14 protein-coding genes are annotated in these 16,093 nt (G+C 39.4%); 11 read left to right on the forward strand and 3 right to left on the reverse strand.

Annotated elements, in window-relative coordinates:
• The first annotated feature begins 17 nt into the window (after positions 1-17).
• The 10 genes from AC5KOD_RS11555 to AC5KOD_RS11600 all read left to right on the forward strand — a co-directional run bounded on the left by AC5KOD_RS11555 (position 18) and on the right by AC5KOD_RS11600 (position 10,649).
• Positions 18-2,087, forward strand: a complete 2,070-nt coding sequence (locus AC5KOD_RS11555) for a BglG family transcription antiterminator (RefSeq protein WP_496914718.1) — start codon at positions 18-20, stop codon at positions 2,085-2,087.
• 93 nt (positions 2,088-2,180) lie between these two features.
• Entirely contained in the window at positions 2,181-2,618 is a 438-nt protein-coding gene (locus tag AC5KOD_RS11560) for a PTS mannitol transporter subunit IIA (protein WP_496914719.1), read from the forward strand.
• Positions 2,611-3,762 carry a mannitol-1-phosphate 5-dehydrogenase gene (locus AC5KOD_RS11565; protein ID WP_496914720.1) on the forward strand — a complete coding sequence of 384 codons (1,152 nt, stop codon included), beginning with the start codon at positions 2,611-2,613 and terminating at the stop codon, positions 3,760-3,762. The genes AC5KOD_RS11560 and AC5KOD_RS11565 overlap by 8 nt, the downstream gene beginning before the upstream one ends.
• A gap of 151 nt (positions 3,763-3,913) precedes the next feature.
• Positions 3,914-5,017, forward strand: coding sequence for an ABC transporter substrate-binding protein (locus AC5KOD_RS11570; protein ID WP_496914721.1), 1,104 nt, complete (start codon positions 3,914-3,916; stop codon positions 5,015-5,017).
• A complete protein-coding gene (locus tag AC5KOD_RS11575) occupies positions 5,004-5,786 on the forward strand; it encodes an alkaline phosphatase family protein (protein ID WP_496914722.1) in 783 nt (260 codons plus the stop codon). The genes AC5KOD_RS11570 and AC5KOD_RS11575 overlap by 14 nt, the downstream gene beginning before the upstream one ends.
• Positions 5,783-6,610 (forward strand): ABC transporter permease, encoded by an 828-nt coding sequence (locus AC5KOD_RS11580; protein WP_496914723.1) that lies wholly within the window; start codon positions 5,783-5,785, stop codon positions 6,608-6,610. Before AC5KOD_RS11575 ends, AC5KOD_RS11580 begins: the two co-directional genes overlap by 4 nt.
• A 2-nt stretch (positions 6,611-6,612) precedes the next feature.
• Complete coding sequence (locus AC5KOD_RS11585; RefSeq protein WP_496914724.1) at positions 6,613-7,464, forward strand: ABC transporter permease; 852 nt, start codon at positions 6,613-6,615, stop codon at positions 7,462-7,464.
• Positions 7,464-8,468 (forward strand): ABC transporter ATP-binding protein, encoded by a 1,005-nt coding sequence (locus tag AC5KOD_RS11590; RefSeq protein ID WP_496914725.1) that lies wholly within the window; start codon positions 7,464-7,466, stop codon positions 8,466-8,468. The genes AC5KOD_RS11585 and AC5KOD_RS11590 overlap by 1 nt, the downstream gene beginning before the upstream one ends.
• A 220-nt stretch (positions 8,469-8,688) precedes the next feature.
• On the forward strand, positions 8,689-9,369 hold the full coding sequence (locus AC5KOD_RS11595; RefSeq protein ID WP_496914726.1) for an ABC transporter ATP-binding protein: 681 nt from the start codon (positions 8,689-8,691) through the stop codon (positions 9,367-9,369).
• Positions 9,369-10,649, forward strand: a complete 1,281-nt coding sequence (locus AC5KOD_RS11600) for an ABC transporter permease (protein ID WP_496914727.1) — start codon at positions 9,369-9,371, stop codon at positions 10,647-10,649. The genes AC5KOD_RS11595 and AC5KOD_RS11600 overlap by 1 nt, the downstream gene beginning before the upstream one ends.
• Before the next feature lie 153 nt (positions 10,650-10,802).
• On the opposite strand, the gene AC5KOD_RS11605 is transcribed toward AC5KOD_RS11600, so the two are convergent.
• The 3 genes from AC5KOD_RS11605 to AC5KOD_RS11615 all read right to left on the reverse strand — a co-directional run bounded on the left by AC5KOD_RS11605 (position 10,803) and on the right by AC5KOD_RS11615 (position 14,490).
• On the reverse strand, positions 10,803-11,561 hold the full coding sequence (locus AC5KOD_RS11605; protein ID WP_496914728.1) for an acyl-CoA dehydratase activase: 759 nt from the start codon (positions 11,559-11,561) through the stop codon (positions 10,803-10,805).
• A 2-nt stretch (positions 11,562-11,563) separates the two neighbouring features.
• Positions 11,564-12,721: a double-cubane-cluster-containing anaerobic reductase gene (locus tag AC5KOD_RS11610; RefSeq protein ID WP_496914729.1), complete on the reverse strand. Its 1,158-nt coding sequence runs from the start codon at positions 12,719-12,721 to the stop codon at positions 11,564-11,566.
• A 611-nt stretch (positions 12,722-13,332) separates the two neighbouring features.
• On the reverse strand, positions 13,333-14,490 hold the full coding sequence (locus AC5KOD_RS11615; protein ID WP_496914730.1) for an aminotransferase class V-fold PLP-dependent enzyme: 1,158 nt from the start codon (positions 14,488-14,490) through the stop codon (positions 13,333-13,335).
• A 458-nt stretch (positions 14,491-14,948) separates the two neighbouring features.
• Here AC5KOD_RS11615 and AC5KOD_RS11620 point away from each other — a divergent pair, with 458 nt between their 5' ends.
• Positions 14,949-16,025, forward strand: a complete 1,077-nt coding sequence (locus AC5KOD_RS11620; protein ID WP_496914731.1) for a M24 family metallopeptidase — start codon at positions 14,949-14,951, stop codon at positions 16,023-16,025.
• Positions 16,026-16,093 lie beyond the last annotated feature (68 nt).

Genomic DNA, 16,093 nt, shown 5'->3' on the forward strand with positions numbered 1-16,093 from the left:
GGAGGTCTGAATTAGATATGTATTTAAATGCTCGTCCCAGATTAATTTTAGAACAGCTCATGATGGCGCCACAGTCTCTTCATATAGCCGATTTGGCTCAGGAATTTGAGGTTAGTGAGCGAACGATTCGTCGTGATTTGAAAGAAGTCAAGGCTACTTTGAGTTTGTTTGAGTTAAGAGTGGAAAAAGAGAAACAGTATTTATCTGTTCGGGGCTCCGAGGAAGCCAAACAGCGGTTTAAATGGCAGTTATTAGATTTGACATACAATGATTTTTCACCAGAAGAACGTCAGCAGTATATTTTGAAGGAGTTATTGAAGACTGATGAGACAATTAAATTAATTGGTTTGGCTAATGATTTGAATGTGACTGTTTCCACGATTAGTAATGATTTGACTAAGATTGAGGAGGGGTATTTAAATCCGTCCTTAATCAGTCGGAAAAAGGGAATGGGGATTAAATTATCTGCTAGTGAAACAGAAAAGCGGGCTATGCTGAGTGATCTTTTCTGGAAAAAGTATCCTAAGCAACAATTTATGCGAGTTCTTTTTAATCAATTTGTAGACGACTATACGGAGGATCGTCTTGCGTATGTGACACAACAGGTGCACATTGAATCGGTTGAAAAAAGCCTCAGAAACATTAGAGATAGTCTCTCATACGACATTACAGATGAGTCTTACATCAATTTGGTTATTCATGTTGCGATTTCTGTTCAGCGGATTAATGAAGGGAATTCTATTAAAGAAACATTGATTAATCCAGATGTGATTAGTTATCCAGAGTTTCAATTCGCGGAGGAATTGTTGGCTACTAGCTTAGAACAGCCTGTCGAAGAATTGCCATTAGGAGAATTGGAATTTGTGACGATGCACTTGCGTGGGGCTAAGGCTCAAAATTATGTTGGCGAATTTAACAGTAATGAGCAAGTTCAAGCGGTCACTCTTGCAACTCAATTAATCGCGAAAGTGTCTGAAAAAACGGGGCACAATCTATCATCAGATTCTTTATTAAAAAGTTTAACCGCTCATTTACGCCCAGCTTTACGTCGGTTAAATGCTGAAATGAGTATCACAAATCCGCTAATTCAATCCATTAAACGAGATTATGAGGAATTATTTGTAATTGTTCAGGAAAGCATGGGAGAGCTCTATCTTCACCAGTCTGTTCCAGAAGAGGAAATCGGTTATTTGGTGCTACATTTTGGCGCAGCACTTTTGCAACAGGAGGAACAGGTTTCTTTGTCGGCTCTAGTGGTATGTGCAAGTGGAATTGGGACTTCGCGAATGCTTGTAACACGCTTGAAGCAAGCGATTCCCCAATTAAAGACCTTAAAGACGATTTCATTATTTGAGTTGACAAGAGAGTTAGATAGAACTTCGTATGATTTGATTGTTTCGACAATTGATTTAGGAGAGGTTGCTTATGATTATTTTCATGTCTCCCCGATATTAAGTGAACGAGAAATCTCTCAGATTGATGTTTATTTACAAAATAAGCGCTCTTACTATCGACGAAAACAAAATCGTGAGGAGAAAGAACAGCAATTGACCAAATTGGAAGCTGTTCATCTTTTAGAAAAACGTCAGCTGTATACGGCGACAGTGATTACTTTATTGACTAATTTTCAAGTTGTTCCCATTGATAACGCGTTAACCACAATCGAAGATACGTTACGTGCTATCTGCACAACTTTATTGAAACAGGACCCAAGCTTTGATATAGAGACATTATTACAAAGTTTATTAGTCCGTGAAAAATGGAGTGGTTTTGGTATTATGGATACAGAATTGGCTTTATTTCATGCTCGAAATTCTAGTGTAAATCAACCAATTTTCCAAATTTTTCCGTTGTCTAATCCTATTGCTATGCCAGCAATGGGTGGGGGTGAAGTGACTGTTTCGACAATTGTATTATTACTAGCACCTGAAAAATTAGAGCAACAGGGACTAGAGCTGATGAGCCAGATTAGTTCGTTGTTAATCGAAAGTGAGTTGATAACAGCCTTACTGCGATCAGGAGATAGTCGACAAATCACCCAGTTTATTGTGGAACGGTTATTGACCTTAGCGAATGACTATACTTAAAGAAAAAAGAGCTATTGAGTGACTTGAAGTGGGGAGCTAAATGCTAGTCACTGCTTTCAGCTCAAAAAGCTCTTACAATTAGGAGGAATTATTATGAATCATTTACAAGCGGATGCTATTTTATTAAATCGAGAGTTTGCCACAAAGCGTGAGGCGATTGAGGCGACTGGACTGGCTCTTTGTGAGCGGGGGCTGGTTGAATCGTCCTATATTGATGCGATGCATGAGCGTGATCAATTGACGTCGACGTTCATTGGTAATTTTGTGGCAATTCCTCATGGGACGGATGGTTCTAAACAGTTTATCAACGAGTCAGGCTTGGTAGTGTTGCAAGTGCCAGAAGGTGTTGATTTTGATGGGAATGAGGTTAAATTGCTAATCGGAATTGCGGGTGTCGATGGTCAGCATTTGGAGTTATTATCCAAGATTGCGATTGTCTGTTCAGAGATTGAGAATGTTGAAAAAATGGTACAAGCTACCTCTGCTTCTGAAATTTTGGCGTTATTTGAAGGGGTGGAAGAGAATGTCTAAAGAGATTGCGGTTCATTTTGGTGCCGGAAATATTGGGCGCGGTTTTATTGGCTGGTTATTGGCGCAGTCTGGGTATCAGGTGGTGTTTGCTGATGTCAATGAAAAGCTAGTAGCAGAAATCAATGAAAAAGGTCGTTATCAAGTGATCTTAGCAAATGAGACACAGGAAACAGCTTGGATTGAAGGCGTTACTGCGCTACATAACGTTAACGATCACGAGGCGTTAAGTTCAACGATTGCTCAGGCGAGTATCATAACGACGGCGGTTGGTCCGTCTATTTTACCACTGCTAGCGAAAGTGATTGCTGCGGGAATTGAGAAGCGTATTTCATCTGATAAAGAGCTGACGGTGATTGCCTGTGAAAACATGATTGGTGGCTCGCAGATTCTTAAAGAAGCTGTTTTACCACTTTTGTCAGTGGAAGCTAAGTACTATGTCGAAGCTTATGTGACATTTCCAAATGCGGCAGTAGACCGAATTGTACCAAATCAGTCTCATGATGATTTATTGACTGTGATGGTCGAGCCTTTCTGTGAATGGGTGGTGGAGCTTCCTAAAGGTCATGAGCTACCTGAAATTAGTGGGATGCTGACAGTTTCTGATTTGACTCCATACATTGAGCGAAAGCTCTTTACAGTTAATACTGGACATGCAGTGACTGCTTATTTAGGCTATATGAAGGAGATTGCTTCCATTGAAGATGCCATTCATAACGAGCGAATTTTATTTGCTGTAAGGAGTGCGCTTGAGGAAACTGGGGCTCTTTTAGAGAAAAAATTTGAATTCTCTCACGAGGAGCATCAGGCTTATATTGATAAAATTATTGAGCGCTTTAAAAATCCCTATATCTCGGATTATGTGACACGGGTTGGGCGCTCGCCGATTCGTAAAATTGGGGAGCATGATCGCTTTGTTCAGCCAGCTCGACAATTTGTTGAAGCCTTCAATGAAACCCCTAAAGCGTTATCTAATGCGATTGCTGCGGCGATGAAATTCAATGATCCTGAGGATGAAGAGGCCCGTCAGTTACAAGAGGCTATCATACGAGATGGGCTAGATCAAGCGATTGAGGATTATACAGGGATTAAACCTTATACGAAGTTATTTGAACGGATTAAGACGTCGTATTATAGTTTAGTTTAAGTTGTTAAGGAGACGTTCTGATGATTTTATCAGGCGTTTTTTTGCGGGTAACTTTACTCAAAAATGACGAATTTTTTACTGAGAATTTACGACTTATTTACATTCATCTTTTACAATCAAGAGGTAACAAACTAACTGATGAGGTGAAGAGATGAAACGGGGTAAAAAGATAGTTGTGGGAAGTTTAATTAGTTTGATGGCATTAACGTTGCTAGCAGGGTGTTCAAGTGAACAAGCAGTCGAAGCAGAGAAGCAGTCAACAGGTGAAGAAACCTTAGAATCACTGACGGAAAAGGCTAAAAAAGAAGGGGAAGTAGCAAGTGTTGGAATGCCAGATACTTGGGCAAACTGGGTTGGTACGTGGGACGATTTAGCGACTAAATATGGATTAAAGCATCAGGATACAGATATGTCGAGTGCCGAGGAGTTGGCAAAATTTGAGTCTGAAGGAAAAAATGGAACAGCAGATATAGGAGATGTTGGGATTAGTTTTGGACCACTTGCTGCAAGTAAGGAACTAACTTTGCCGTATAAAACGAGTTATTGGGACGAGATTCCGGAGTGGGCAAAGGATAAAGAGGGGCATTGGTTGTTAAGTTACACGGGAACGATTGCGTTTATGACAGATAATGACAATGTTAAAGAAGCTCCTACTAGTTGGAAGGAGTTAGCAAAAGGTAAGTACCAAGTGGCAGTTGGCGATGTGACGAAAGCAAATCAAGCCCAATTTGCAGTTTTAGCTGCAGCGATTGCTAACGGCGGGGATGAGACAAATATCCAACCTGGTTTGACTTATTTTAAAGAGCTAGCCACGGATGGGCGGATATCTTCCGTAGATGCGTCATTAGCCAATTTGGAAAAAGGAGAAGTTGATGTCGTGATCTTATGGGATTTCAATGCTTTAAATTATCGCGATCAAATTGATCCAGACCGCTTCACAGTGACAATACCGTCCGATGGGTCAGTCGTCAGCGGCTATACAACGCTAATCAATAAAAATGCGCCTCATCCCAATGCGGCTAAGCTAACGCGCGAGTATATTTTATCCGATGAGGGACAAATTAACTTAGCAAAAGGTTACGCACGTCCAATCCGTGATAAGCTTGAATTACCCGCAGAGGTTGCGGCAAAACTATTAGATGAAACGCAGTACAAGTCAGCTCAGCCAGTGAAATCAAATGAAGCTTGGGACCAAACAGCGATTGAATTACCGGAAAAATGGCAGAGTGAGGTACTGGTTAATGTTAAAAAATAAGGTTATTTTAGTAATATTAGATGGATGTCGTTATGATACTGCGACAGAACAGATGGGGTTTTTGATGAGCTTGGTGACACATCAAAAGGCTCAACTGGTTAAAGTGATAGCAGAAATGCCGAGTAATTCAAGACCTCTTTATGAGGTCTTGATGACGGGAACGCCGATGGTAGATAATCGGATTTATACTAATCTAACAATCCGACGTTCCGAAAAGCCTTCACTTTTTGATGGAGTTAAGGCAGCTGGGGGTACAACGGCTATGGCGGGTTATTATTGGTTTAGTGAGTTGTATAATCAAGCGCCTTATAACATAAAGACGGATCGGATTCAGCATAAAGAAGAGGCTCTTATTCAACATGGTATTTTTTATAGCGAGGATCATTACCCTGATAGTCATGTGTTTGCTGATGCCAATGCTTTACTCCAGTATCAGCCAGATTTTATGGTCGTTCACTCGATGAATATTGATGATATTGGTCATCGATTTACGGCTAATTCAAGTGAATATATGGCTAAGGTTAACATGGCAGATAGTGTTTTAGGGTATTTTTTACCTACATGGCAAGCACTGGGGTATCAAATTATTGTTACGGCGGATCATGGTATGGATCAGTATGGCTTACATGGCGGTAGTTTAAAAGCCCATCGGGAGGTTCCGCTGTTTTTATTAGGAAGTGAGGGGAATTTGGCTGCTAAGGAACTCTCACAATTAGACGTGATGCCTTTAATTGCGAGTATTTTGGGATTAGAAAAGGTGATAGAATGAAACGATCGTCTAAAGTTTTTTGGGTGCTGATACCACTCGCAATCATGCTTGCTTTGTTTTTAGTAATTCCCTTAGGTTATATGACTATTTCTAGTTTTCAATTAGATGGAAGTAGTGACTGGACGTTGAAGAACTATACTCAAAGTTTGACAAATCCATATTATTATCAGTCTTTTGCTAATAGTAGTTTAATTGCCTTCGCTTCAAGCATCATAGGGATTATTGGTTCGCTAATTTTTTGCCAAGCATTGTTGGTATTGCCTAAACGACTGCAAGAACGTATGACCCTATTTTCAAATTTAGCAGCTAATTTTGCGGGAGTGCCCTTGGCATTTGGTTTTATTATTATGCTGGGAAATGCAGGCCTATTGAAATTGATGTTTCCGATTTTTGCTGAGTTCGATTTGTATTCTTGGAAGGGGTTAGTCTTAACCTATACGTATTTTCAAATTCCACTGGCAACACTTTTTCTTTATCCAGTGATTAAAAAGGTGAAGCGAGAGTGGCGAGAAAGTGCGGAATTGTTTGGTGCAAGTTCTTTCTATTACTGGCGTCGAGTGGTGCTTCCTTTTATTACACCTAGTTTAACAGGGACATTTGTGATACTTTTTGCTAACGGAATGGGAACCTATGAAACAGCCTATGCATTGGTTGGAAGTAATATTAATTTGGTCACTACCCGTATTTCAGCGTTAGTGGCTGGTGATGTGTACGCGAAGCCTAATGTTGGAAGTGCGTTGGCGGTTCTATTTGCTATAAGTATGATAGTGGTTATTGGCTTGTCTCAAAAGGTGATGAAGCAGATTCGGAAGGAGGTTGGCTAAGGATGAAGAAAAAACATTATCTCGATAAAGGAATTTTGAGTTTATTTGGGCTTTTTTATTTGTCTCCGTTTCTTATGACAGCAGTTTACTCACTCAGTAAGGAGTGGGGGAAAACAATCTTGCCAAAGGGTTGGACGTTAGAGTGGTTTCAAATACTTGCACAAGATGGTGCTTTTGGACTGGCAGTTCTTCGGTCACTATTTTTGGCGGGCATGGTTCTTTTGGCGGTTTTAGTGATTATGGTGCCAAGTGTGATTGCGATTGTTTTATATTTTCCGAAAGTAGATAGTTATATGCAAGGAATGGCTTTAATGCCCTATGCTATTCCGGGGGTAATTTTAGTCACAGCTTTGCTAAAGACCTATGCGAAATTAGGGGTGTCTATGCTGTTAGTTCTAGGTGGAGCGTTATTTATTAGCTCACTGCCAATCATTTATCTAGGGATTAGAAATAGTTTATTAGCGATTAATACAAAAGAATTGATGGAGGCAGGTAAGACCCTAGGTGCAAGTGATTTTACTCTGGTGAGACGGGTGATTTTGCCGAATAGTCGAATTGGAGTTGTTTTGTCGAGTGTGATGATTTTTTCTAGCTTGTTTGGTGAATACGTCTTAACTAATTTATTGATAGGGGGGCGTTTTGAAACTCTTAGAATTTACATGCTGAGACGGATGAATGAAAATGGCCATTTAGCCAGTGCGGTGATGGTTTTCTATTTTATCTGTATAATGTTGATCGGCTTAGCGATAAATTATCTCTCCCATCGTCAACGCGTACAGCCGCTTCCTCAAAAAAAATACGTTCAATCATCAGTTATTTTAGTCACTAGAAATGAATTAAAGGAAGGGATTTAATGACCTATTTAGCTATTGATAAGTTGAAAGTTGCATTTGCTGAAAAAGAGGTACTCAAAGGGGTGTCTTTATCTATAGAAAAGGGAGAATTGGTTACATTGTTAGGTCCGAGTGGCTGTGGTAAATCAACTTTACTACGAACGATTGCGGGATTGGAACAAGCAAGCGGCGGAATAATTGTACTAGATGGCCAAGAAATTCAAGATAGTCTAAGTAAGGAACGTCAAATTGGTATGGTTTTTCAATCATACGCTTTGTTCCCGAATATGACGACGTTTGAAAATGTTGCGTTCGGTTTGCGAGTTAAAAAAGTGTCAAAAAAAGAGATTGTTGACCGAGTTAATCGAATGTTAGAGTTAGTCGAGCTTACTGAATTTAGTCAAAGACAGGTTACTAGTTTATCAGGTGGACAACAACAGCGAGTTGCTTTAGCACGGGCGCTTATAATTGAACCTAAACTTCTTTTATTAGATGAACCTTTGAGTGCCCTTGATGCCCGAATTCGTAAACAATTACAGCAAGAGGTTCGGCGGATTCAACAAGAATTGGGCATCACAATGATTTTTGTAACTCATGATCAAGAAGAGGCTATGCGGATTAGTGATCGGATTCATGTTTTATCGGCAGGAGAATTAGCTCAAGTGTCCACACCTCATGAGCTATATACGCAACCCACAAATCAATTTGTTGCCGAATTTATTGGAGACTACAATCAACTAGACATTTTAGAACTAGATGGTGATGTCCCACTTCAAGAAAATCAACGTTATTTTGTCCGACCGGAAGTCATTAAATTTAGCCCATCTGCTCATAGTTTAGCTTTACTGACGACCTATGAAACTAAACAAATTTTAGGCAATACAGTTCGCTATCACTTGCGAACGAAAAATCAGCAGCTAATTTATGTGGATGTCTTAAATGATGGTCATGTAAGAGTCTTGCCCAAGATGGTCACTGTTTATATTGAACCAGAAGATATCATTGTGGTTGTAGCCAGTGCCTAAATAAATCAATTAAGCTAATAGCCCGAAGAGAGTGGTGGCTCTTTTCGTGCTATTATTTTTGGTATTTTCGATCACTAAACAGACTATAAAAAAATAGCAATCAGTAAAAAGCATCATGTTAAAATAGGTCTCTGGTCTAATAAAAAATGGTGATAAAACCGATAGTATATTAAGAGTAAGGCAAACAAGCCGAGTAATAAACTGAAGGTGGAGGAATAGGATGTCAATTATTGAAGTAAGGGATTTAAAACGTAGTTACGGGAAACAAGCTACTCGCTTTGAGGCACTTAAAGGCGTTAGTTTTCAGATTGAAGAAGGGGAATCGGTCGCAATCATTGGGAAAAGTGGATCGGGTAAGTCAACATTGATGCATATTTTGGCCTTGTTAGATCAACCGACATCTGGCGATATTATTTTAAATGGTGAAAATGCCAATGGGATTAAAGGGCGTAAGCTCGATCAAATCAGAAATAAAACATTTGGTTTTGTGTTTCAACAATTTTTTATGAACGCAAAAGACACAGTTATGACTAATGTTTTATTGCCTTTGAAGATTGCCGGGATTTCAAGCAAAGAACGCCGGAAAATGGCCCTAGAGGCTTTAAAGGCTGTTGAGTTAGATGACAAATTAGATAATAAGGCTAGTGATTTATCGGGTGGTCAAAAGCAGCGGGTTTGTATCGCTCGAGCGCTTGTTAATAATCCACAGATTATTTTTGCTGACGAGCCTACAGGGAATCTTGATTCGGCAACAGGCGAAAAAATAGAAAAGTTATTATTTGACCTTAATCGAGAAAAAGGGATTACATTGATTATTGTCACGCATGACGATGAGTTGGCTTCGCGCTGCCAACGACAAATCCGAATCAAAGACGGCTTACTGATAGAAGAGGTGGCATAATGAAACTAAAGGATTTGATACTTTCAGCTTGCAGTAATTTAAGTCGTAGTAAGGGGCGAACGAGTTTGACCATTATTGCGATTGTGATAGGAGCCTTTACCATTGCACTAACAACAGGGATTAATATAGGGGTTAATGACTATATTGATAAGCAGATTAATGGTGTTGGTGGTGAAAAGCAACTGATTATTTATCCAAAGCAAGAGCAACAATTTGGTAGTGGTGATGGGCCAATGGTTTATGAAGAGGGAAAAGAAAGTGGCGCTGCTGAGCAAGATATGGTGACCAGTCAAGATATCGAAACCCTCAAAAATACAAAGGGACTGACCAATGTTAAGCCAATGATTTATGCATCTACGGATTACATTAAAGGTAAATCAAAGGAGAAGTATATTTTTAGTAGTGCTCCTAATATGGATCAAATGAAGATAGACATTGATCAAGGGCGGCAAGCTTCAGATAAGTCAACTGAATTTGAGGTAACACTAGCACCTGAATATGTTAAAGCATTGGGATACAAATCAAGCAAAGAAGCAGTCGGACAAACAGTTGAAATTGCAGTGTCATCACCAGCGATTCAAGCCCAAGAGATAGTTAAAGCGAAAGTCGTTGGGGTTGCTAATGAAAGCCTGATACAAGGGGGGAAATCATTGGTTAACACAGCCCTTGCTGAAAAGTTTGCTTCAATTAATCAAGAGGGCATGCCTGATACAATAAAATCAGAATATATGGCGGTTGTTGCAGAGATGACTGGTGGGCTAGACAAACAATCAATCGATAAGTTAAAGGAGCGCTTAGGAGATAAGGGCTTCGAGGGGCAGACAGTTGACGATGAGATAGGAATGATTCGAAATGTTGTCAATGCAATAACTGGTGTTTTGACAATGTTTGGGGCCATTGCACTACTGGCAGCGAGCTTTGGTATAATCAATACACTTTATATGTCAGTACAAGAGCGAACTCGTGAGATTGGATTGATGAAAGCGATGGGAATGAGCGGCTTCAAAATATTTAGTATGTTTAGTTTTGAGGCTACTTTAATCGGTTTGTTAGGCTCGCTTTTTGGAATCGGCTTAGCCGTTTTAGCAGGTAGCTTTATCAATCAACTTGCGACAGATACTTTTCTAAGCAGTCTATCAGGCTTTACCTTGATTCAATTTTCACTGCCGACTTCTGGAGTCATTATGTTAATTATCAGTGGTATAGCCTTTCTATCTGGAACTTTGCCTGCTAGTCGAGCTGCAAAACAAGATCCAATTGAAGCGTTACGCTATGAATAACTTGCGTGACGTAAATGGTCACTGCTCTGAGAGCTACGTAAACGTTGATGCCTTAGTACTTAGAAGTTAAGATGATCGGAACTCGTTTATCACATAATAGTCGTGAACCAAAATGAGGAGGTGGGACTTTTGTCCTCCCTCCTCATTTTATTATTAGCTTGTATGTTTAGTCTGCCCTAGGTAGGCAGCACCGATAGCGCCAGCAAATTGGGCGTCAGGATGGCTACGAACAGGTGTATTGGTATATTGGCTTAATAACTGTTGGATAATAGTGCTCTGTGATAAACCACCTGATAAGAAAAGTGGCTGTTCAGCTTTTGGACGAACTTTAGCAAATTGATTACTGACTCGGCTCATAATAGAATGAAGAACTCCGAGAGCAATGTCTTGACGGGGAACACCTTGAGCAATTAAGCCAATAACTTCAGACTCGGCAAAAACAGTACACATGCTGTTAATTTTAACAGCTGTCGCATTAGCGACAAAGGCATCCATCTCGCCGATGTCTTCACCTAAAATACCCATCATAACGTCTACAAAGCGACCAGTACCCGCTGCGCACTTATCATTCATATTGAAATCAAGCACCTTGCCTTTAGTACTCATTTTAATCGCTTTGCAATCCTGACCACCAATATCAACCATTTGCTCAATAGTCGGATCGAGACGTCTAACACCTTCTGCATGACAGGTAATCTCTGTGATGACATAGTCTGCTTCGATTAAATTGCGTCCGTAACCAGTTGATGTCAATAACATCTCATCTGGCTTATAAGTCAAATCAGCGAGAATCTCGTTCATAGCTGTTTTTGGATCGCCTTTTGTTTTAATTAGTTTTTTAGCGACAATTACCTGATCCTTAATCAGAACTCCCTTAGTAGTCGTTGAGCCACTATCAATTCCGATAATCATTTTTAATCACCAATCATTTCAATAAACGCGGTTACTCTGGTGTTGATTTGTTCGATGTCTGAGGTTGAGTAGTCGGTTTCTAAATAAATGTAAGGAATTTCTTTTTTATCCTGACAAAATTCTCTGATTTTATTTGATTCAACAGCAAATGGGATACAAGCTTGTAGTACCATATCGAGAACACCATCTACTTGATAATCATCAATCATTTGATCCAATAGCTCGATCCGATTGTTATTGTTGCTGATACACGCACAGCCGATGTTGATGTATTTTTCTGTTAAGGCGTCATAGACATTCATCTCTTCATCCACAAGTCGTTCCACGGCTTTAGCGACAGTACAGTTTTCAAAAGCCACAGCGACTGCACCATTGTCTTCGACTGCTCGAATCACTTTTTCTGTGACACCGCCAATAGGGCAACCAGTAATTAAAATCCGAGGCTTAGCATCAAGTCGTTTGCCATTTTCGTAATCAGCGGTTACTTGAGCGGTCATTTCTTCGAGAGAATGGATTAATTTTTCTTTGTCTAGGGTATAATTTGCTCCATACATGACTTTAAAAATATCGGTGCCAGACAATGCAGATGGGTTGAGTTTCCCTAAACCGTAAAAATTTTTACGTGCAGTTCGCTCGCGATTTTTCAAAAAAATTGCTTCTTGAATCTGTTCTTCAGTAATAGTGACTTCCAAAAATTCTTCCAGTTTATCTTTATATTGAATAATTTCATCTTTCCATAAAGCTAAACTTGCTGCGGAATCTTTTTTATTTGGCAGCTGCATAACATATGTCGGTTTAAAATCTTGCATGTATTCATACATTTTTTTCTTACCGTCACAAGTTGTTTCGCCAACAACTAAATCAGAGAAATAGAAATAGGGACATTTATCAGTCTTCCCAAAGCCATAGCTTGATTTAATCAAAGGGCAGAGATTGCGGGGGAGATCCTCTTCGGCAGCACTGATAGTTTCATCCGAGGTGGAACAAAGGCTGATTTGTAGTGCGCCAGCTGCCATCGCAAGTTCTTCAGGCAAAAAAGTGCAGTAACCGCCAATAATGGGGGTACCTTGTTCTTTTAATTCTTTGACAGCTAAAAAACCTTGTTGCCGAGCATCCGCAAAGCTATCAAAAATCAGGGGTAAATCGGTAATAATGTCCATTCTTTTTCCTCCTTGGTTGTTATCGAGCTATTTTCAAGTTTCGAATGCGCTTTAATTCTATTGGTCGAATTAAATTGATAGCGTTACAAAGTGAGTATAGCATTTATGTGATTTGTTTAACAAGTGCTAATTTAGAAAGTCTCTCTCTTTTTTTAGTAAGATGAGAGTTTAATGAAAAAGAAAAAGACTCTAATTGAGAATAGCAGGTGGCATTTAATAAAAATTGGCCAAGGATAGGATGTAAAAAAGCAGAAAAGTATCAGTTGTTTTGGCAGAAAAGTGGTTTAAACTTAAATGAAAGGGGGGAGAATTAGTGAAATTTTCTAAGTTATGTTGTGGGGTAGCCGATGAAATTCAGAAGGGAGAGTTTTTCTGATAGTTGACTATTCTCAATCAACTGACAAAGAGGAGGAGGTTTAGAAAAAATATTATATTTTGATTAAAATAGAAATGAGATAGGGGAATAGTGGGGAAAGTACGACCTGAATCTCGACGTTTCTAGTTCTAAGTAGTGGCCGATTAAGAAAACATAGTCGCAAAAAGGATTGCCGAACAATCGATTCTTTCGAGTGTTCGGCGATTGGAGAGTGTGTATTGGATCTCTCATAAACTTAGTGTGTTTTAGTTTGAGCCTCTTTGCTGATTTGTTTAATCGCAAAAACAGCTCGATTCACTTCTGAGATGGTGTTGTAATGAGAAAAACTAAATCTAACGGCACCTTGTTCTACTGTTCCAAGTGTTTGATGCATCAATGGCGCACAATGCCCGCCAGATCGTGTTGCAATGTCATAATCGGTGTAAAGCTGGTCACTAACCTCTGAAGAGTCTAGTGTCCCGATATTGAGGCTTACAATAGGGCTACGGTCTAAATTGCTGAAATCGCCATAAATGGTGAGACCTTCAATCAGGTTTATTTCTTTATAAAAATGACTCATAAGTTGTTGTTCTTTGTCATAAATATAAGAAGTTCCAACAGTTTGAATATGCTCTAATGCAGCGCTAAGTCCAGCAATACCGTGACCATTTAAAGTTCCCGCTTCAAGAAGAGTTGGCATCCGAGTTGGCTGCTTCTTATTGTAGGTTTCAATTCCAGTTCCACCGGATTTAAAAGGACGAATATCAAGTCCTTCTCTTACATAAATCCCGCCTGTTCCTTGTGGGCCAAGGAGTCCCTTGTGACCAGTAAAACACAAAACATCTATATTCATCTCAACGACATCAATTGGCATTACACCAGCAGTTTGAGAGGCATCAACGATGAGGAGCGTATTGGTGCTTCGAGTTAATTGCCCGACTCGTTTTAAGTCGATAACGTTCCCAGTTAAATTGGAAGCGTGGGTGATTACTAACGCTGTTGTTTTGTTGGAGCGAAGCTCATTTTCTAGTAACTGATAGTTGATAAGTCCTTGATTATCAGCAGAAATAATTGTTAGAATGGTTCCTTTTTCTTCCTGCTCATAAAGGGGGCGAAGGACAGAGTTATGCTCTAAAACAGTTGTCACAACCCGATCTTCTGGGGTAATTAGACCTTTAATGGCAATATTTAAGCTTTCGGTCGCGTTGCAAGTAAATGCAATCTGCTGAGAATTGTTCACATTGAATAAACGTGCCAATTGATTGCGAGTATTGAAAATGACGCGTGCGGAATCTAGTGAGCTCTCATGAACGCCTCTACCAGAATTTCCTAATGTGCTTAGTGAAGCGATCATCGCTTCGGCAACCTCTGGCGGTTTTCTAAGAGTTGTAGCAGCGTTATCGAAATAGATCATCGGTTCTCCTCCATTAAAAAAATTGTCCTCTTATTCCGCGAATAAAGGCTCTTAATTTAGCATACCTCATTTTTAAGTGATTTAAAAGAGGAAGAAAGAGCGATAGTGATGAGTTTAACAAAAACAGAGGAAAGAATACTAGTAAATGATATAGACATGAGAAATCCTGAAAAATATTGAAACTCCGACTATCTTGTGATATTGTAAATTTGTTTCAACTATCAGTTGTTAAATAATTTTAGCAATTTAAATAGAACTGTACAATTAATGATGCCACTATTACTGAATGGCATTGTGAGATATAATAGAGTGAGGCAAATAGGTATAGGGAATTGGCTAAAGTATGAGCATGATATGATTAAGATGCTAAGAGCTGAAAAAATTCTCTTCACTTTGACGTGACTCTGAGAAAAAAAGAGTGATTAGGCTCTTTTATTATAATCAAGGAGGAATTTATGATGATTCAAGAACGATTAAACAGTGTGTTAACGGAAATGAAAAAGAAAGAGGTTCCACAATTACTTGTTTCTGATCCTACGACAATTTTCTATTTGACAGGTCGTTGGATACATCCCGGTGAGCGGATACTTGTACTTGTGATAAAAGAATCTGGTGATCATACCTTGGTGTTGAATAAGTTGTTCCCAATTACTGAGGATCTTGGCGTAAAGTTGGTTTATGTGGATGATACAGATGATGGCGTGAAAATCATGCTTGATTATATTGACCAAGACAAGTTGATTGGTATCGATAAAAATTGGCCTGCGCATTTCTTACTTCATTTAATGGAGTTGACTAAATCAACTAACTTTATGGTTGGTTCAGATATTACGGACTTAGTCAGGTCACGAAAGAGTGCGGAAGAAATTCAGTTGATGCGTGAGGTTTCGAAGGATAATGATGTCGCAATTGATCGGTTGAAACAATTAATTCCTGAAAAGTTAACTGAACTTGAAATGACGACTCGCTTAGCAGAAATTTACGCCGATCTTGGTAATTCAGGGTTTTCATTTGATCCGATTGTTGCGTATGGAGCGAATGGAGCGGACCCTCATCATATGAATGATGAATCAATTGTTAAAGAAGGGGATAGCATCATCTTGGATATCGGTGGTGTTAAAAATGGCTATAACTCAGATATGACTCGGACATTTTTCTATAAGTCAGTTCCTGACAAGAGCCGTGACGTTTACGAAACCGTGTTAGAGGCCAATAAACGGGCGATTGCGATGGTTAAACCAGGAGTTAAATTCAGTGAAATAGATGCTGCTGCTCGTGATTATATTACAGAAAAAGGTTATGGCGAGTATTTTACACATCGGACTGGACATTTTATCGGTATCGAATGTCATGAAGCGGGAGATGTGTCTGCCGCTAATCATAACGTGGTTGAACCAGGCATGATTTTTTCAATCGAACCAGGTATTTATATTTTAGGTGAAGTTGGCGTCAGAATTGAAGATCTAATTGTTGCGACTGAAGATGGTTATGAAAACCTGAATAGTTATCCGAAAGAGTTAACGATTATTGAATAAAAAGAATAGAGTGGTGCTTGGAAAGAACTAAGCATCACTCTATTTTTTTACTTGTTAAAATATCATTA

Source organism: Vagococcus sp. WN80Y, assembly GCF_059621045.1.